This window comes from Pseudoxanthomonas indica, from assembly GCF_900167565.1.
Taxonomy (GTDB): Bacteria; Pseudomonadota; Gammaproteobacteria; order Xanthomonadales; family Xanthomonadaceae; genus Pseudoxanthomonas_A; species Pseudoxanthomonas_A indica.
The window spans coordinates 294,282-312,386 of record NZ_FUZV01000001.1 but is presented as its reverse complement, the minus strand read 5'-3'; the positions used below and the strand labels follow the sequence as shown (position 1 = coordinate 312,386).

Here is an 18,105-nt window from a genome sequence, read left to right as displayed (position 1 = left end):
GGACAACGGGGCGGCTGCCGGACAGCCAGCGGACCGGTCAACGGTAACCGGCCGCCTGCAATTCGAACAGCTCCGCATAACGGCCACCTGCGGCCATCAGCTGCTCATGGGTGCCGCTGGCTTCCAGTCGGCCTTCATTGAGCACAAGGATACGATCGGCCATGCGTACGCTGGAGAACCGGTGCGAAATCAGCACGGCGGTGCGATTGTCCGACAGTTCCTTGAAGCGCTGGAAGACCTCGAACTCCGATCGCGCATCCAGCGCCGCGGTGGGTTCATCCAGAATCATCACCTGCGCATCGCGCATGTAGGCGCGGGCGATGGCGATCTTCTGCCATTGACCGCCGGACAGATCCACGCCGTTCTTGAAGCGCCGGCCGATGATCTGGTCGTAGCCCTGGGGCAGGGTGGCGATCACTTCATCGGCCATCGCGCGCTGCGCGGCATGGCGGATGCGTTCCTTGTCGTCCATCGCCTCGACCAGGCCCACGCCGATGTTTTCGCCGGCGGTGAGGTGGTAGCGCACGAAGTCCTGGAAGATCACGCCGATGTTGGCGCGCAGCTCGTCGATGTCGTACTCGCGCAGATCCCGGCCATCGAGCAGGATGCGGCCTTCGTCGGGGTCGTACAGGCGGGCGAGCAACTTGACCAGGGTGGTCTTGCCGGCGCCATTCTCGCCGACCAGCGCCAGCACCTCGTTGGCACGCAGTTCGAAGTCGAGCGCACGCACCGCCCAGCGTTCCGCGCCCGGATAGCGGAAGCCGACATTCTCGAACACGAAGCCGCGCGCGATCGGACGGGGCACCGGCACCGGGTTGGGAGGCGAAATGATCTCCGGCTCAATCTCGAAGAACGAAAACAGATCGTCCAGATACAACGCTTGGCCCGCGACCTGCGAAAACCCGACCAGCAGGCCTTCCAGCAACTGGCGCAGGCGCAGGAAGCTGCCGGCCAGGAAGGTTAGATCGCCGATGCTGAAGTCGCCGCGCACCGTGCGCCAGGCGATGTAGCCATACGCCACGTAGTAGCCCAATGTGCCCAGCGCTGCCAGCAAGGTGCCCCACAATGCCCGCCGCCGCGCCAGCGCGCGGTTGGCCAGGTAGAACTTGTCGGCCAGGCGGCGGTAGCGATCGATCAGGAAGCGGTGGAGGTTGAAGATCTTCACCTCTTTGGCGGTTTCCACGCTGGCGCCGGTCTGCCGCACGTATTCCAGCTGGCGGCGTTCGGGAGTCCAGGCGAAGTTGAGCGAGTAGCCCAACGCATTGAAGTGCGCTTCGCCGACAAAGGCCGGAATCAACGCCACCGCCAGCAGCAGGATCAGCCAGGGCGCGTAGATCACCAGGCCGGCGGCAAAGGTCACCACGGTGATCGCATCCTGCACCTGGCCAAACAACTGGCTCATCAGGTTCATCCGGCCCATGGTCTGGCGGCGCGCGCGATCCAGCTTGTCCTGCAGATCCGGGTCTTCGAAATCCTCCAGATCCAGCCGCGCGGCATGCTCCATCAGGCGCACGCTGGTGGCGTTGGTGAACAGTTCGGAGAGCAGGCCGTCGCCGTAGCTGATCAGCCGGCCCAGCAAGTCCGAACCGATGGCCAGGCCCAGTTCCAGCGCCAGCAAGCCGGCGAGGGTATCGAGCTGGCCGCTGTGCCAGGCGTCCTCGATTCCGGCAAACCCGGCGCCCACGCCCACCAGCCGCACGGCCTCATCGATGATCAGCTTGCCCACATACAGCGTGGCCACGGGCAGGAAGGCGCGCACCAGCCGCAGGCCCATCGTGGCCAGGGTCAAGCCGGGGCTGGTCTTCCAGATCTGGCGCAGGAACGGTGGCAGGTTGCGCAGCGCATCGACGCGCTCGCGCAGGCTGTTGCTGCGCGCCGCCGCCTGGGCGCGCGTGTCATCCGTGGCGGCAGGTTCGCGTTGGGCCATGCCGCATTGTGCGGGATGGACAAGGCAAATGAGTGAAAGCGGCCGACCCGGCGACGGCGTCGCCGGGCCGCGCAGGCGCAGCTAGAAGCGATAGGCCACGCCAAAACGCACGCCGGCATCCTGGAAATCGAAATTGCCGCGGAAGTTGTTCTTCTCCGCCTGCGCATCGATATGGCTGATGGTGTAGTCCAGGCTGAAGCCGAAGCGCTCCCACGGATACCACTCCACACCGGCGCGGCCGAAGGTCACATCGGCGTCGACACTCTCGACATTGGCCGAGAAGTAGCCCACGTCGGCGGAGACGCGCCATTGATCGGCAGGGGTCCAACGCCAGCTGCCGCCGATGGTGGGCGCTGGCAGGTCGGCCGAGACTTCATTGCTGCGGCTGTTGCTGACCTGGTTGCCGCCGCTGTCCACCTGCACGGACAAGCCCAGATTGATGCTGTACCAGACCAGGCCCAGGCGCGGGCCCAGCGCCCAGTTCTCATGCGAGGCGGCCCACCAGACGTAGTTCAGTTCGTACGCCTTGAAGTCGTACTCGGCGCGCACTACGGCATTGGCTTCGTACAAGGTGTCGTTGAATTCAAACTGGCGCTGCAACTGGCGGGTGTTGTCCAGATCATTGCGGTAGTAGCCGAAGCCGAACTCGTGATGATCGAAAGGTCGCCAGCTGGCGCCGATGTAGGCGATGGCCTTGTTGTCATCCAGGCCCAAGTCCCGGTCCAGGTTGATCTCGTTGCCGCGGGCGGTGTCGCCATCGGCGCGCACGTCGGTATCGAAGCGATTGAGGTAGCCGGCGACACGGACGTTGAAAACGTCCAGCGGCTCCACCGCATGGGCTGGCAGGGCCATCCCGGCGGACAGGGCCAGGCCCGACAGGGTCAGGACAAATCGCGATGCGGACGACATACAGCCTCCACAAACACTGCCGCTGGTTGCGGCCCGCGCAGTCTAAGCCCGGCCCAGCGCCCGGTTCTATAGGCCTTTGGGCCAGCAAGGCCCGGCCTGGCGGGGTGCCGGCAGGCATACGACCAAAGGGCCATCGGGACGGCGGCCGCGGCGGGGCTCTGCGGGCGCCGGATCGCCTAAAATAGCCGGCTCCGCCCGCGACCTTCCGGCAGCCAGCCCCGCCTCATGTCCTCGATCAAGCAAGAAGATCTCATCCAGTCCGTCGCCGACGCGCTGCAGTACATCAGCTACTACCACCCGGTGGACTACATCCAGAACCTGGCCGCTGCCTACGAGCGCGAGGAGTCGCCGGCTGCCAAGGACGCCATCGCCCAGATCCTGATCAACTCGCGCATGTGCGCCGAAGGCCACCGGCCGATCTGCCAGGACACCGGCATCGTCACCGTGTTCCTGGAAATCGGCATGAACGTGCGCTGGGACGACGCCACCATGGGCGTGGAAGACATGGTCCACGAAGGCGTGCGCCGCGCCTACAACGATCCGGACAACAAGCTGCGCGCCTCGGTGCTGGCGGATCCGGCCGGCAAGCGCATCAACACCAAGGACAACACCCCCGGCGTGGTCAACGTCAAAGTCGTCCCGGGCGATACCGTGGACGTGATCGTCGCCGCCAAGGGCGGCGGCTCGGAAGCCAAATCCAAGTTCGCCATGCTCAATCCTTCCGACTCGATCGTCGACTGGGTGCTCAAGACCGTGCCGACCATGGGCGCTGGCTGGTGCCCGCCGGGCATGCTGGGCATCGGCATTGGCGGCACCGCCGAGAAGGCGATGCTGCTGGCCAAGGAAGCGCTGATGGAGCCGATCGACATCACCGATCTGCAGGCGCGCGGCGCCAGCAACCGCGCCGAAGAGCTGCGCCTGGAGCTGTACGACAAGGTCAACGCGCTCGGCATCGGCGCGCAGGGCCTGGGCGGCCTGACCACGGTGCTGGACATCAAGGTCAAGGATTACCCCACCCATGCGGCCAACCTGCCGGTGGCGCTGATTCCCAACTGCGCGGCCACCCGCCACGCGCATTTCACCCTGGATGGCAGCGGCCCGGTGATGCTGGATCCGCCCTCGCTCGAGGACTGGCCGGAGCTGACCTACGACGCCAGCAAGGGCCGTCGCGTGAATCTGGATACGTTGACGCAGGCCGATGTGGCCAGCTGGAAGCCCGGCGAAGTGTTGCTGCTCAACGGCAAGCTGCTGACCGGTCGCGATGCCGCGCACAAGCGCATGGTCGACATGCTCAACAAGGGTGAGGCGCTGCCGGTGGATCTGCGCGGCCGCTTCATCTACTACGTGGGTCCGGTGGATCCGGTGCGCGACGAAGTGGTGGGCCCGGCCGGTCCGACCACGGCCACGCGCATGGACAAGTTCACCGAACAGGTGCTGGCGCAGACCGGCCTGCTGGGCATGGTCGGCAAGGCCGAGCGCGGTCCGACCGCCATCGAGGCGATCAAGAAGCACCAGTCGGCCTATCTGATGGCCGTGGGCGGCGCGGCCTATCTGGTGTCCAAGGCGATCAAGGCCGCCAAGGTGGTGGGCTTCGCCGATCTCGGCATGGAAGCCATCTACGAGTTCGACGTGCAGGACATGCCGGTGACCGTAGCGGTGGATTCGCAGGGCACCTCGGTGCACACCACCGGGCCGCGCGAATGGCAGGCGCGGATTGGCAAGATTCCTGTAGTGGTTGCATGAATTTCCCGCAAGGCCCGCGCAAGCGGGCCTTGTCGTATTTCCCGTTCACTTCGTAGCCCGGAGCCCGCATGTCCACGCCCACGCTGTTCTATTCCCCCAGCACCGCCAGCCTGGTCGTGCACTGGCTGTTGATCGAGCTGGATGCGCCACATCAGTTGCATGAGCTGGATTTCGACAAGGGCGATCAGAAGGCGCCGGAGTATCTGAAGCTCAACCCGGCCGGCCGCGTACCGGCACTGGTCGTGGACGGGCAGGTGATTACCGAAGCCGCCGCGATCCTGCTGCACCTGGCCGATACGCATCCGCAGGCCAAGCTGGCGCCGACGCCTGGCTCGATTGATCGCGCGCATTACTACCAGTGGATGTTCTTCCTGGCCAACTCGCTGCAGCCGGCTTACCGGCAGTGGTTCTATGACGATCAGTCGGCTGGCGAGGCGCATTACGACATCAGCCGGGATCAAGCCCGCCAGCGCATCGAAGGTGCCTGGCAACGCGTGGCCGATCACCTGCAGGCCAACGGGCCTTTCATGATCGGTGAGCAACTGACCGTGGTCGACTTCATGACCACCATGCTGATGCGCTGGTCGCGCAACATGCCCAGGCCCAGCGACAGCTGGCCGGTGCTCAAAGCCTATGCGGATCGCATGAAGCAGCGGCCGGCGTTCAAGGAAGTCTATGCGCGCGAAGGGTTGACTGACTGGATGTGAGCTGGCGACCAAAGCCAGGATGCTTCCTGATCGGGCAGGTGGATCCGCTTCAGCTCCTTCCCCCGCTTGCGGGGGAAGGTTGGGATGGGGGCAGAACGAAGACGTGATCGTTGAGTACCCGTCTTCGTTCTGCCCCCACCCCAGCCCTCCCCCGTAAACGGGAGAGGGGGTTTTACAACGCGTCGGCTTTCGCCTTCTCGGCCAATTCCGGCGGCAGCAAATCCAACACGGTCTCCGAAGGCCGGCACAGCTTCACGCCCCAGGGCGACACCACGATCGGCCGGTTAATCAGGATTGGATGGGCGAGCATCGCTTCGATCAGCGTTTCATCGCCGGTGCCGGGCGCATCCAGCCCCAGTTCGGCATGCAAGGCTTCCTTGCTGCGCACCACCTCGCGCACCGGCGTGCCCATCTGATCAATCAACCCGGTCAGTATGCTGCGATCGGGCGGCGTCTGCAGGTATTCAATCACGGTAGGTTCGATGCCGGCCTTGCGCAGGAACGCCAGCACATTGCGCGACGTGCCGCAGGCGGGATTGTGGTAAATCGTGACGCCATCGCCGGGGATGGCCATCAGTACCACTCCAGCAGCGAGATGCCCAAGCCGATGTAGGTGGCCTTGTGGTTGTAGTCGATCAGGCTTTCGCCATACCCGTGGAAGGCCTGCACGTGGCCGCGGAACGTGCGGTTGATCGGGAAGCCCCAGTCGAACTGCAGCGCACCATGCGAGTCGTCGCCGCCGCGCAGCGAATGGCGGCCCAGCAAGGTCACCTCGTGGCCGTTCTTGCTGTAGGTGATCATGGCGTCGCCGCGGCCGATGTAATCCTCGATGTCCGGATTGTCATCGTCATTGCCGTCCGGAATGCGATACCAGGGACGGACCACGAACGCCCAGTTCTCCCGATCCAGGCCAGCGCTGAAGATCACCCGGTTCCAGCTGCGCGACAGCGGATCGGTGCGGCCGTTGGACTGGTGGTTGAAGCCCACGCTCATCATCCGTCCCTTCCACCCGGCGATGCTGTAGTTGTTGCGGAACACCAGCATCACTTCCGGTTCGTAGTTGGTTTCGCGGAAGGGCCGTGATTCCTCGCCGTTGTAGACCTGCCAGCGCGAGCTCTGGGTATAGGCGCCCCACAGATCGCCATTGTCGCCAAAGATGTTCTCGGCGAACTTGGTCTTGAAGCTGAGCTGGAACTTGGCCTCGGTGTTGTCCAGCGGCAACGGCTCGGTGACGGCATTGCGCGGATTGGGCGACGTCGGCCGCTCGTTGACGTCGCTGGTCCAGAACACCGGCATCAGATAGAGCGGCTTGTAGCCGCGCAACTGGAACACGCCCAGCTTGGAGTCCCTGGCCAGCTCCCAGCGGCTGTCCAGCAGAGAACCCTTGCCGGCATTGGCGATGGCGTCCTGCAGCATGGGATCGTCGGTGCGGAACCACGCGCCGACGCGTCGGCGCGTGCGTTCTCCCAGGCTGGTGTTTTCGCTTTCCGCGGCCTGCTTGCGCTCCTGCTTGGCCTGCTCCTTCTGGTATTCCAGGCTGGTCTTGGCGGCCACTGCCTGTGCATCGGCGGTGGTCGTGTCGCGGGCTTGCTGGCGGAACATCGAGTCGTAGCAGATCAGGCGGGCACTGTCGGCTTCGATTGCAGCGCAGGCTTCCGGCGTGGCGGCTTGCGGCTGTGCTTCCTGGGCGCTGAGCGGGGCGACGGCCAGGCTCACTACAAAGGCGGTGGTCAGGAGGGTCAGAGGGCGTGGGGTCATGGGAACGGGCGCGGAGGAGTCGAAGGAATTGTGCATGAGGCCGATGACGCGGATCAGAACAACCACGCCAGAACAAAATAACCGAGCATGGCAAACGCCAGGCCCAGTTTGAGCACCACGCCCAGGACGATGCCCAGCCATGTGCCCAGACCCACTTTCGTGGCCTGGCCGACTTCCCGGCTGTGCCAGTACTCGCCCAGCAATGCACCTGCAAACGGACCCACGAACAAGCCCAGAATGCCGAAGAACATGCCCACCACAGTGCCGACGGCGGCGCCCAACAAGGCCTTGCTACTGGCGCCGACGCGTTTGGCGCCGACCACAGTGGCGAAGAAATCCACAGCCACCGACAGCGCCGTAAGCAGGCCCAACACGGTCAGGGACAGCCAGCCGATGCGCTCGAAGCCATCGGCCCAGGCCGCCACCAGCATCCCCGCGAAAACCAGCGGCAAACCGGGCAGGGCGGGCAGGACCACCCCGGCCAGGCCGACGAGGATCAGCACCAGCGCCAAAGCGTAATACAGCCACTCAATTTGCATCGGTGAAATTCCTTTTAGAATCAGTAAATTATGGGATAGCAAGGTCACCCGTCGGATGTTTGCATTTTCACAGATTGCGGGTTACTGTGCGGCCGCTGTGTTTGCCAAGGTCACCGTGAATCGTGGCCTAGATGCGGTAGATCCATCGATCCGCTACATCGTTTGTACCTCGCTTCCTCCTTGCAACCAGCCGCCGAGAGGCGTAACCACCACCCAGTTCCAAGGAGCAAGTAGATGGCTGACCGTGAAACCGGAACCGTTAAATGGTTCAACGATGCGAAAGGCTTCGGCTTTATCAGCCGTGAAAACGGTGAAGACGTGTTTGTGCATTTCCGCGCTATCCAGACCCAGGGCTTCAAGAGCCTCAAGGAAGGTCAGAAGGTGAGCTTCACCGTCGTGCAGGGCCAGAAGGGTCTGCAGGCCGACGCAGTCGAACCCGTCTGAGTATTGGCGCCAGGCTCCCCGGTCGCTGACCGGATGCAAAGAAAAAGCCCGACTCGCGTCGGGCTTTTTTTGTCCGCCGGCTGGCGCAATCAGCGCAGCACGACCTTGCCGTTCTGCACGCGCACGTAGGTGTTTTCGCGGATGCCACCCAGGTCGTGCTGGTTGATCGTCACGCGACGACCATCGTCGAGGCGCACGGTGATGTTGTAGGTATCGCCGGTGGTGCGCTTCTGGATGGCATTGCCCGCCACCGCACCTGCCACGGCGCCTGCCGCAGTGGAGACATTCTTGTTGCCCTCGCTGCCGCCGGTGCTGTTGGAGATCGCCCGGCCCGCCACGGCGCCGACGATGCCGCCGAGCACCGCGCCGGTGGCCGAAGGTGCGGACTTGCCCGAACCCACCACATCGATGCGTTCAACGATGCCGCAGTCCGCGCAATAGGAAGAAGACGGCGAGGTGTAGCCGCCGTTGTTGTAACCGCCACTGCTGTAGCCGGGCGAAGAAGTCGCGCAGCCCGCCAGGGCAATGGCCGAAGCGGCACCGATAGCAAGCACACGAAGTTTCATGAGTCCTCCTGGTCCAGACGTCCGATGGATGACCGGCCTTGATGCTCCGGTTCGCCGCCATCGTCGCGGCACGCATGTGAACCCGATGACAATTCAACGCGTGTCGCGATGGCGACACGTGTTTGCGTCAGCCAAAATTCAGCCGCGGAAATCCTGGTGGCAGCCCTTGCAGCTTTCCTTCACCTGCTCACCCAACTGCTTGGCGATGGCGCAGTTGGTGGGTGGCGTGGCGAGCGCGGCATCCAGCTTGCCGCGGAACGTGCTGGCGTGCTCGACGAAGCGTTGATCATCGCGGTACTGCGGAAACGCCAACTCCAGATCATTGGCCATCGCGCGCAAGGTGCGCACGTGCGGAACGGTGTCGGTGGCGGCGCAGCGATTCTGCGCCACGCTGTCGCCCAGCTGGCCGGCGTGCTTCTGCATCACGTGCATCACGCTGTCGGGGAAGGGATCATGCCGCGCCTGCAGCGCTCGCATCGCCATCACCGTGCAAATGGCGCCCACCACCAGGCCAAGCAGGAACAGGAACAGGTAGCGGGATGCAGTTGAGGACTTGGTAGGCGGCTGGCTGGCCATGCGGCGGGCTCCGGGTTGGGTTTGGCCGGTATGGTACGACGGGGATCACGGCCGGCACCATCGCCCGCTTACAATGAGCGCATGAAAAAAGTCCTCAAGGATCGTTTTGCCGGCATCGACCGACTGTACGGGCAGGGCGCGGTCGAACGCTATGCGCAGTGCCGTGTTGCTGTAGTCGGCCTGGGCGGCGTGGGCTCCTGGGTGGTGGAAGCGCTGGCGCGCTCGGGCGTGGGCCACCTCAGCCTGATCGATGCCGATGACATCTGCGTCTCCAATACGAACCGACAGCTTCCCGCGCTGGAAGGCCAGTATGGCCGCAACAAGGCCGAGGCCATGGCCGACCGTTGCCGCGCCATCAATCCGGAAGTGGAGGTGGAGGTGGTTCCGGCCTTCCTGACCGCCGGCAACCTGGAAGCGCTGCTGGACCACAACTTCGATCTCGTGCTGGATGCCTGCGACAGCTTCCGCACCAAAGTCGAAATGATCGCCTGGTGCCGGCGTCGCAAGCTGCCGATACTGGTTTCGGGATCGGCGGGGGGACGCACCGACCCGACCCAAATCCGTCTGCGCGATCTCTCGCGCACCGAGCACGACGCCTTACTGGCGCTGGTGCGCAAAAAATTGCGCGCGGAGTTCAATTTTCCCAAGAACCCGGATCGCTACTTCGGGGTCACCGCGGTGTACTCATTGCAGAACGTGCGCTATCCGCAGGCCGATGGCAGCGTCTGCGGCCTGCGCCCGCAGTTGGGAGCCGATGCGGCTTTGAAACTGGATTGCGGTGTGGGCCTTGGCGCGGCCACCCACATCACCGGCGCGTTCGCCTTCGCGATGGCGGGCAAGGCGCTGGAGATGCTGCTCAAGGCCGTGCCGCCCGCTGCGGATTGATTTTCAGGACAGGGCTGCCGCCAGGCCGCCACGCCGTTGTTCCCGGCGTCTGTGCACCAAGGGGCTGATGCCGAACCATCGCTGATGCGCACGACTGAATGAGGCGGTACACCGGTAGCCCAATTCCTGCGCCACTTGCGTCACGCTCAAGTCGGACTGCAGTAGCAGGTGTTCGGCAAGGTCTCGGCGCATGTTATCCAGCTCGACCTCGAAATCCATGCCGGCCTGCTTCAAACGTCGCTGCAAGGTGCGTACGCTCATGCCCAATGCGGGCGCCACCTGCTCCAGATTGCAGCGGTGTCGCGGCAACAGGGCGTGCATATGCTGCAGCATTTCCATCCGCAGCGAGTCGGGCGATCCCGAATCGGCATGTGTATCCAGGTAGAAGCGGATGATGGCATGCAATTCGGGATCCGCTTGCGCGCAGGGACGCGACATATCGTCGACATTCAACGCTACGGCATTGTCACTTTGCGAGAACAGCACCGGGCAACCGAAGTACTGCCGGTACAGCGACGCCTGGGAAAGCGGTTGATGACGCAGCCACACGGCCTTGGGCTGACACGCGTCATTGCTCATCTCGCGTAGCAGCAGGCACCCGTGCAACAGGGATTTTTCCACCAGCTGTGGCAGAGCCAGGCCGGCCGCCAGATTGTTCTCGAACACCAGCAGCGTTCGCGTGCTGTCGGAAGGCGACAAGGAGAACCGGATCGCACGGCTGTGCATGTGCAGGTAATCCAGCACCGCGGCAAGCCCTTCGCCCACGGTATTGGCAGTGAGTGCCAGATTTCGCAAAGGGCCTATCAGTCGAGAACCCTGCCGGTTTGCCAGCTCCATGCCGAGATGCGGCATGTCGATGGCGTGAGCCGTTTCGTTCAACAATTGCGCCAGGTGCCGGTAGCCTAGCGTGCCCTCATGGCGCGCGGCCGCATCGGCGCGAACTCGGTAACGATCGAGATAGTCCTGCGCGCACGCGCCGCGTTGTTGCACGACGTCGTCGAATTCGAGCAAGGCCGAGCCTCGTACGCTATCCATGTCGTTCTCCGTGCATCGTTCGCGAGTCTTTACCTGCCAGCACAGGCGTACAACATTATGGAGTGTGCAACTGCGTCTGAGCTGTGGTTCGTCTCATTTTTATGGACTGTAAGCGACCGAATCCACGCCAGTATGACTTCAAGCATGGCGTCAAATGGCAATCGGTTGGCATGAAATGCCAAATCAAGAACACGCACAAACCGACAGACTTTCCTTTTCCTGGTCGAAGGCCACAGTGTGGATTCGATCGCCCCACCTGTACGAGAAGGATTGCTATGAAAGCTCCCCACACATGGCTCACCGGGCTTGGCATCGCCGTGCTGCTTGGCGTTTCCAGCCAAGCTGCAACGGCCGAAAACAAGCAACCCAAACCTGCGTCGGCGGCCACTCAGGCCGCCAACGCAGCTGTGCAACGGCAACTGCCATTCAATGACAAGAGTGATTTCGAGGATGCCCAGCGTGGTCTGATCGCCCGGCCGGAGATCCTCACCATCAAGGATTCCGCCGGAAAAGTCGTATGGGATCTGGAGTCTTACAAGCAGTACATCGGCCTGGACAAACCGGCACCGGATACCGTCAATCCCAGCTTGTGGCGCAATGCCCAGTTGAACATGGTCAACGGCCTGTTCAAGGTCACGGATCGCATCTATCAGGTGCGTGGATTCGACCTGTCCAATATCACTTTCATCCAGGGCGATACGGGCTGGATCGTCTTTGATCCGCTTATTTCGGCCGAAACTGCGAAAGCCGCGTTGGATCTGGTGAACGAAAAGCTGGGCAAGCGCCCGGTCGTGGCGGTCCTGTACAGCCACTCGCACATCGACCACTACGGCGGCGTCCGTGGTCTGGTCGATGAAGCGGATGTCAAGGCGGGAAATGTCAAGATCATTGCTTCGACCGGGTTCACCGAGCATTCGATCAGCGAAAACGTGATTGCCGGTAACGCCATGGCGCGCCGTGCCGTGTACATGTACGGCGCACTGCTGCCGCGTAACGCACAAGGCGGCGTCAGTGGTGGCCTGGGCATGACCACCTCCACCGGCCGCGCGACGCTGATCGAACCGACTGTGCTGGTGGATCACACGGGCCAGGTATTGACCGTCGACGGCATCAAGATGGTGATGCAGTACACGCCGGGTACCGAGGCGCCGACCGAGTTCAATATTCACTTTCCGCAGTTCAAAGCCATGTGGATGGCCGAGAACACCACCAACACGATGCACAACATCCTGACCCTGCGCGGCGCACAGGTGCGTGACTCGGCGAAGTGGGCGAGCTTCATCGACGAGAGCATCCGCCTGTATGGCGCAGATACCGAAGTGAAGTTCCAGGCCCACCATTGGCCGATGTGGGGTGGGCAGAAGATCGTCGACTACTGGAAGAAGCAGCGTGACATGTACAAATACATGCACGACCAATCGGTCCGCCTGATGAACGAAGGCTACACAGGTGAAGAAATCTCCGAGATGATCAAGCTCCCGCCGGAGCTGGATAATTTCTGGGCGAACCGTGGCTACTACGGCAGCCTGAGGCACAACTCGCGCGCCATCTATCAGCGCTACATGGGCTGGTATGACGGCAACCCGTCCGACCTCAACAACCTGCCGCCGGAAGATGCTGCCAAGAAGTACATTGCCTACATGGGCGGCGAAGAGGCGGTGCTGCAGCGTGCACAGGCTGACTTTGATCGCGGTGAGTACCGCTGGGTCGCCGAGGCGCTGAAGCACGTCGTATTCGCCAACCCGAACAGCGCACGCGGCAAGGATATGTTGGCCGATGCCTATGAGCAGTTGGGTTACCAGGCCGAGTCCGGCCCGTGGCGTTCGATTTATCTGCAAGGTGCTTACGAGCTGCGCAATGGCGTGCCGAAGGCCGGTGGTACGGTTGCCGCCAGCCCGGACACCATCCGCGCCATGCAGCCGGAAATGCTGTTCGACTACCTGAGCGTGCGCCTGAACGGCCCGAAGGCCGCTGGCAAGATGATCAATCTGGACATGGACTTCACCGATCTGGGCAAGCAGTACGGCCTGACCGTGGAGAACGGTGTGCTCAACTACGCCAACGGCCATACGCCGAAGGCCGATGCCAGCATCGTTCTGACCAAGGCCGCGCTGGATGACGTGATGCTGGGCAAGGCCACGTTCGACCAGCAGATCAAGGACGGCAAGATCAAGATCAACGGAGACAAGCAGAAATTTGCCGAGTTCCTGGGTCTGATGGACACCTTCAACTTCTGGTTCAATATCGTCACGCCGTAAGCGAGACGGGCAAGGACGCGCCAAGGCACCGCTCCCAAGGGGGGCGGTGCCTTTTTTTGTCCTGGCGCGAAGAAACTAGCCCGGTAGCGCGAACAGGCGCTGGGCGTTCAGGCGTGTGGCCTCGGCAACACCAGCGGGGTCTACGTCGCGCAACTTGGCGATTTCGTCGCAGACGTGGGCAAGTCGTGCAGGTTCGTTGCGCTGGCCGCGGATGTGCGCGTCGGGCTGATCGGGTGCATCGGTTTCCAACAGCAGATACTCCAGTGGCATCTGGCTGGCCAATCGCCGCAAGCGCTGCGCCCGCTCATAGGTCACCGGCCCACCGAGGCCGATCAGGAAGCCCAGCTTCCACAGTTGCTGAGCCTGTTCCTCGCTGCCGGAAAAACTGTGCACGACGCCGCGCAGACCGCCGACGCGCCGGAACGAGCTGATCACCGCATCGACCGCGCGTCGCGCATGCACAATAACGGGCAGGTCAAAATCCCGCGCCAACAGCAGTTGTTGATCGAAGTAGCTTTGTTGGCTGTGCTGATCCAGACCCTCCACAAAATAGTCCAGGCCGCATTCGCCCACCGCCACCGCACCTTCGTCCTGCAGCCATCGGCGCAGCTCCTGCAGATGTTCCGGACGATGCTCGGCCAGGAAGATGGGATGCAGGCCGTAGGCCGGAAACAAGCCAGTGTTCGTGCGGCAGAGATCGCGCAGCTTGGGCCAGCCGGCGGCGTCCACGGCCGGAATCACCTGTGCGGTCACCCCGGCATCGCGTGCCCGCTTGATCACCGCTTGGCGGTCGTCATCGAATTCCGAGGCATCCAGGTGGCAATGGCTGTCAATCAACATGTTCAGCGCAGACGCGATCCCGATTCGATGGCCGGCGGTTCGGGATCCTTGCGACGCTTCCAGTTGGCCAGGAGTATCGTGCCCAGACCGAACACCAGTTCGTCCAGGAAGGGAATCGGATCCAGCCCCGGCGGCAGCAGGATGCTGAAGATGAAGAGCGCCGCCGTCAGTTTGAACAGGGTGGGATAACGCAATTTGCGCGCCCATTCCAACATCGGCAGAAGCAGCGGGGTTGCCATGGTCAATTCTCCGGCGAATGGCATCTCAGCGGGCACGCTAACACGCTCGGCACGAATGTGGAGTCGTTCACAATTGGGACGACTTGGTATGCATTTTACGGGGCTTGGTTCAGCTTCGTAGTGGTGCAATGATGCGCAATGTAACCCTTGGGCTGAGCCCAATATGGAGGCTGCGATGAAGAACAACACCACCATGATTCTGGTCGCTGCCGGCGCGCTGCTTGTAGGCGGCGTTGCCACTGCCGCCTTCCTGAAGGGCGGAGACAAGGCGGTGACCACGCCTGCGGGCGAAAGCGCGTCCCTGACCGACCCGGCGCTGGCTGCAGAAGACGCCAAGGTCGAAGATGCGGCCATCCCGGCCGACACCCTGCAATACGCCGACGTTCTCAACGTCAAGCCGGTGACCACCCCCGAGAAGCTCTACGCCACCGTGATTGGCACCGAGCCGGTGCGGGAGACCACCACCACCACCACCCCGCATGAGGTCTGCCAGGACGTGCAGGTGCAGGAACGTCTGCCCGAGAAGGATGGCAACGTCGGCGGCACGGTCGCCGGTGCGGTGATCGGCGGCATCCTGGGCAACCAGGTGGGTGGCGGTCGCGGCAAGAAGGCGGCCACGGCGGCTGGTGCGGTCGCGGGCGGCGTGATTGGCAACCAGGTCGACAAGCGTCATGTCGGCGGCCAGGTCGTGACCCGCACCGAGCGCCAGTGCCACACCGAGAACGCCAGCTCCGAGTCCTCCCGCGTGACCGGCTACAACGTGACCTACCGCAACGCCGATGGCACCACCGGCACGATGCGCATGGGCAGCAAGCCGGGCAGCCGCATTGCCATGGGCAATACCGAGAAGGTCGTGGGCTATGACGTGACCTACCGCTACGACGGCCAGGAAGACACCGTGCGCCTGGACGACAAGCCGGAAAGCGATCGCCTGCCGGTGATCAATGGCAAGGTGGTCACCCAGACCGCCTCGGCCGGTGGCAGCAAGCAGGGTTGACCGGTTTTGGGGTCGCCCAGCCGGCCCGCTGACAAATCCACGAAGTAACCCCAGAAAGGCCGGCGAAACGCCGGCCTTTCCTTTTCGCTACGCGGCTACCGGGGTTGGCCGGCCGACGAATACAATGCGAGGCTGTCCGCATCGGCGCGAATCCGCATGGCCCTGAACCCGTACGACCTGTTTGACGTCCGCTCCCTGCTCTCGGAAGAAGAACGCGCGGTGCAGGACACCGTGGCCCGTTTCACCGACGAGCGCGTGCGCCCGATCATCGGTGACGCCTTCGACCAGGCGCGCTTTCCGAAGGAACTGTTGCCGGAAATCGCCGACCTGGGCCTGCTGGGTTCCTCGTTGCCGGAAAAGTACGGTTGCGCCGGCCTCAATGCGGTCAGCTACGGCCTGATCTGCCAGGAACTGGAACGCGGCGACAGCGGCATCCGCAGTTTCGTCAGCGTGCAGTCCTCGCTCTGCATGTACCCCATCTACGCCTACGGCAACGAAGAACAGCGCCAGCGCTGGCTGCCGGACATGGCGGCGGGCAAGGTCATCGGCTGCTTTGGCCTGACCGAAGCGCACGGCGGCTCGGACCCGGCCAACATGAAGACCCATGCCCGTCGCGACGGCGATGACTGGGTCATCAACGGCTCCAAGATGTGGATCACCAACGGCAACCTGGCCGACATCGCCATTGTCTGGGCGCAGACCGACGAAGGTATCCAGGGGTTCGTGCTGGAGAAGGGCATGGCCGGTTTCAGCGCCCAGGAAATCAAGCACAAGATGAGCCTGCGCGCCTCGGTCACCAGCGGCTTGTTCTTCGACAACGTGCGCGTGCCGGACGCCAACCGCCTGCCCAACGTCAAAGGCCTGAAGGGACCGCTGGGCTGCCTGACTCAGGCCCGCTACGGCATCACCTGGGGCCCGATTGGCGCCGCCATCGCCTGCCTCGACGAAGCGCTGAACTACTCGAAGGAACGCATCCTGTTTGACCGCCCCGTCGCGGCCACCCAGAGCGCGCAGATCAAGCTGGCCGAGATGGCCCGCCGGATCACCATGGCGCAGCTGCTGTCGCTGCAGCTCGGTCGCCTCAAGGATGCCGGCACCATGGTGCCGCAGCAGGTCTCGCTGGCGAAGTGGAACAACTGCCGCATCGCCATCGACATCGCGCGTGAATGCCGCGACCTGCTGGGCGGCGCCGGCATCACCACCGAACATGCGGCCATCCGCCACGCCCTGAACTTGGAATCGGTCATCACCTATGAAGGTACCGAGACCGTGCACCAGCTGGTCATCGGTCGCGAATTGACTGGCATCAGCGCGTTCTGATCCCGACAGGACGGAGCCCGCTGGCTTCGTCCTGTCCTCCATCGCCGGCACGCTGTCCATGAGCCTGTTCGATCTGCAACTGGAAACCGAACGCCTGCTGCTGCGGCCCCCGCGGCGCGAGGACTACGAACCTTGGGCGGCATTCGTGGCCGATGAGGAAGCCATGCGCCACCTCGGCGGCATCCAGGCGCGTTCGCCGGCCTGGCGCAGCCTGGCCACCATGGTGGGCAGCTGGCAGATGGAAGGCTTTGGCATGTTCTCGGTCATCGAGAAGGCGAGTGGCCAGTGGGTCGGGCGGGTCGGCCCGTGGAATCCGGTCGACTGGCCTGGCACCGAAGTAGGTTGGAGCATCGTGCGCACCGCATGGGGCAAAGGCTACGCGCCGGAAGCGGCGATCGTCAGCACCGACTGGGCCTTTGCCACGCTGGGTTGGGAGAAGGTCATCCACACCATCGACCCGGCCAACGCGAACTCGCAGGCCGTGGCGCGCAAACTTGGCTCGACGCTCTTGCGCGTGGGCGAGTTGCCGCCGCCGCATGCCGGCAAGCCGATTGAAATCTGGGGCCAGTCACGCCAGCAGTGGCTGGCGCGGCGCCACTCGACAGCGGACAACGCGTGAGCTTGCCCCGCCAGCATTCCGCCAGGGTTGTCCGGTTCCTCTCGAACGTCTGCAGAGATCGCGCACATGTCCACTGACTCCGTCACCGTCCACGGTTACTCCACCTCCGGAAATTGCCACAAGGTCCGCCTGGTCTTGGAGCAGGTCGGCCGCCCGTATCAGTGGATCGAAGTCGACAGCCCCAACGGCGCCACCCGCACCGCGGCTTACCTGGCGAAGAATCCCAACGGCAAGGTGCCGATGCTCGAACGCGCCGACGGCGCGGTGCTGACCGAGTCCAACGCCATCATCTGTTGGCTGGCCGAGGGCACGCCGATGATGCCGACCGACGCCTGGCAACGCGCGCAGGCCTTGAGCTGGCTGTTCTTCGAGCAGTACAGCCACGAACCTTACGTGGCGGTCGCGCGCTTCGTACGTGGCTGGACGCCGATCGATTCCCCGCGTCGCGCGGACCTTCCGCGTCTGATTGAACGGGGCGAACAGGCGTTGGCGGTGATGGAACGGCACCTGGGCCGGCATAAATGGTTCACCGGTCCGGGGTACGGCGTGGCCGATGTCGCGCTGTTCGCCTATACGCATTGCGCTGCTGACGGTGGTTTCGATCTTGGCAAGTTCCCGGCTGTAGAAGGCTGGCTGGCGCGGGTCGGTCGGACGCCGCATTTCGTTCCCATGCCGCTCCCTCACGACGACGTCCGCACCTTGCTCGCGCAGCACTGACCTCCTTCCAGAATTCCCATGAGTCG

At 63.5% G+C, this 18,105-nt stretch carries 19 protein-coding genes; 9 read left to right on the top strand and 10 right to left on the bottom strand.

What is annotated here, in order from left to right:
- Nucleotides 1-37: 37 nt before the first annotated feature.
- Nucleotides 38-1,927, bottom strand: coding sequence for an ABC transporter ATP-binding protein (locus B5X78_RS01425; protein WP_079722707.1), 1,890 nt, complete (start codon nucleotides 1,925-1,927; stop codon nucleotides 38-40).
- 81 nt (nucleotides 1,928-2,008) lie between these two features.
- On the bottom strand, nucleotides 2,009-2,836 hold the full coding sequence (locus tag B5X78_RS01420; RefSeq protein ID WP_079722706.1) for a hypothetical protein: 828 nt from the start codon (nucleotides 2,834-2,836) through the stop codon (nucleotides 2,009-2,011).
- Between the two features lie 225 nt (nucleotides 2,837-3,061).
- On the opposite strand from B5X78_RS01420, the gene B5X78_RS01415 reads away from it, so the two are divergent.
- Nucleotides 3,062-4,579 (top strand): fumarate hydratase, encoded by a 1,518-nt coding sequence (locus B5X78_RS01415; RefSeq protein ID WP_079722705.1) that lies wholly within the window; start codon nucleotides 3,062-3,064, stop codon nucleotides 4,577-4,579.
- 68 nt (nucleotides 4,580-4,647) lie between these two features.
- Nucleotides 4,648-5,286 carry a glutathione S-transferase family protein gene (locus tag B5X78_RS01410; RefSeq protein WP_079722704.1) on the top strand — a complete coding sequence of 213 codons (639 nt, stop codon included), beginning with the start codon at nucleotides 4,648-4,650 and terminating at the stop codon, nucleotides 5,284-5,286.
- Nucleotides 5,287-5,458: 172 nt separating this feature from the next.
- Here B5X78_RS01410 and arsC read toward each other — a convergent pair whose 3' ends face one another.
- The 3 genes from arsC to B5X78_RS01395 are packed head-to-tail and all read right to left on the bottom strand — an operon-like array spanning nucleotide 5,459 to nucleotide 7,583.
- Entirely contained in the window at nucleotides 5,459-5,860 is a 402-nt protein-coding gene (gene arsC, locus B5X78_RS01405; protein ID WP_079722703.1) for an arsenate reductase (glutaredoxin), read from the bottom strand.
- Complete coding sequence (locus B5X78_RS01400) at nucleotides 5,860-7,044, bottom strand: phospholipase A (protein WP_079722702.1); 1,185 nt, start codon at nucleotides 7,042-7,044, stop codon at nucleotides 5,860-5,862. The genes arsC and B5X78_RS01400 overlap by 1 nt, the downstream gene beginning before the upstream one ends.
- Before the next feature lie 53 nt (nucleotides 7,045-7,097).
- Nucleotides 7,098-7,583: a DUF456 domain-containing protein gene (locus B5X78_RS01395; protein WP_079722701.1), complete on the bottom strand. Its 486-nt coding sequence runs from the start codon at nucleotides 7,581-7,583 to the stop codon at nucleotides 7,098-7,100.
- A 234-nt stretch (nucleotides 7,584-7,817) separates the two neighbouring features.
- Between B5X78_RS01395 and B5X78_RS01390 the strand changes: the two genes are divergently transcribed.
- Entirely contained in the window at nucleotides 7,818-8,027 is a 210-nt protein-coding gene (locus tag B5X78_RS01390; protein ID WP_079722700.1) for a cold-shock protein, read from the top strand.
- Nucleotides 8,028-8,116: 89 nt separating this feature from the next.
- On the opposite strand, the gene B5X78_RS01385 is transcribed toward B5X78_RS01390, so the two are convergent.
- Both B5X78_RS01385 and B5X78_RS01380 read right to left on the bottom strand, forming a co-directional pair.
- Nucleotides 8,117-8,593: a glycine zipper 2TM domain-containing protein gene (locus B5X78_RS01385; RefSeq protein ID WP_079722699.1), complete on the bottom strand. Its 477-nt coding sequence runs from the start codon at nucleotides 8,591-8,593 to the stop codon at nucleotides 8,117-8,119.
- A 138-nt stretch (nucleotides 8,594-8,731) separates the two neighbouring features.
- Complete coding sequence (locus B5X78_RS01380) at nucleotides 8,732-9,169, bottom strand: cytochrome c (RefSeq protein ID WP_079722698.1); 438 nt, start codon at nucleotides 9,167-9,169, stop codon at nucleotides 8,732-8,734.
- A gap of 81 nt (nucleotides 9,170-9,250) precedes the next feature.
- Here B5X78_RS01380 and B5X78_RS01375 point away from each other — a divergent pair, with 81 nt between their 5' ends.
- The gene (locus B5X78_RS01375) at nucleotides 9,251-10,054 is read left to right on the top strand and encodes a tRNA threonylcarbamoyladenosine dehydratase (protein WP_079722697.1); all 804 of its coding nucleotides are present in this window, start codon (nucleotides 9,251-9,253) and stop codon (nucleotides 10,052-10,054) included.
- A 3-nt stretch (nucleotides 10,055-10,057) separates the two neighbouring features.
- Here B5X78_RS01375 and B5X78_RS01370 read toward each other — a convergent pair whose 3' ends face one another.
- Nucleotides 10,058-11,089, bottom strand: coding sequence for an AraC family transcriptional regulator (locus B5X78_RS01370; protein ID WP_079722696.1), 1,032 nt, complete (start codon nucleotides 11,087-11,089; stop codon nucleotides 10,058-10,060).
- Nucleotides 11,090-11,364: 275 nt separating this feature from the next.
- Between B5X78_RS01370 and B5X78_RS01365 the strand changes: the two genes are divergently transcribed.
- Nucleotides 11,365-13,347, top strand: coding sequence for an alkyl/aryl-sulfatase (locus tag B5X78_RS01365; RefSeq protein ID WP_079722695.1), 1,983 nt, complete (start codon nucleotides 11,365-11,367; stop codon nucleotides 13,345-13,347).
- A gap of 75 nt (nucleotides 13,348-13,422) precedes the next feature.
- On the opposite strand, the gene B5X78_RS01360 is transcribed toward B5X78_RS01365, so the two are convergent.
- Together B5X78_RS01360 and B5X78_RS01355 are read right to left on the bottom strand one after the other, a co-directional pair.
- Entirely contained in the window at nucleotides 13,423-14,193 is a 771-nt protein-coding gene (locus tag B5X78_RS01360) for a TatD family hydrolase (protein WP_079724374.1), read from the bottom strand.
- Nucleotides 14,190-14,426, bottom strand: coding sequence for a DUF6116 family protein (locus tag B5X78_RS01355; RefSeq protein ID WP_079724373.1), 237 nt, complete (start codon nucleotides 14,424-14,426; stop codon nucleotides 14,190-14,192). The genes B5X78_RS01360 and B5X78_RS01355 overlap by 4 nt, the downstream gene beginning before the upstream one ends.
- Before the next feature lie 175 nt (nucleotides 14,427-14,601).
- Here B5X78_RS01355 and B5X78_RS01350 point away from each other — a divergent pair, with 175 nt between their 5' ends.
- From B5X78_RS01350 to B5X78_RS01335, 4 genes are all read left to right on the top strand, one after another.
- Nucleotides 14,602-15,423: a glycine zipper 2TM domain-containing protein gene (locus B5X78_RS01350; protein ID WP_079722694.1), complete on the top strand. Its 822-nt coding sequence runs from the start codon at nucleotides 14,602-14,604 to the stop codon at nucleotides 15,421-15,423.
- Between the two features lie 156 nt (nucleotides 15,424-15,579).
- Nucleotides 15,580-16,743 (top strand): acyl-CoA dehydrogenase family protein, encoded by a 1,164-nt coding sequence (locus B5X78_RS01345; RefSeq protein WP_079722693.1) that lies wholly within the window; start codon nucleotides 15,580-15,582, stop codon nucleotides 16,741-16,743.
- A gap of 58 nt (nucleotides 16,744-16,801) precedes the next feature.
- Nucleotides 16,802-17,362: a GNAT family N-acetyltransferase gene (locus B5X78_RS01340; protein WP_079722692.1), complete on the top strand. Its 561-nt coding sequence runs from the start codon at nucleotides 16,802-16,804 to the stop codon at nucleotides 17,360-17,362.
- Nucleotides 17,363-17,428: 66 nt separating this feature from the next.
- Nucleotides 17,429-18,079, top strand: a complete 651-nt coding sequence (locus tag B5X78_RS01335) for a glutathione S-transferase family protein (RefSeq protein WP_079722691.1) — start codon at nucleotides 17,429-17,431, stop codon at nucleotides 18,077-18,079.
- The last annotated feature ends 26 nt before the right edge of the window (nucleotides 18,080-18,105 follow it).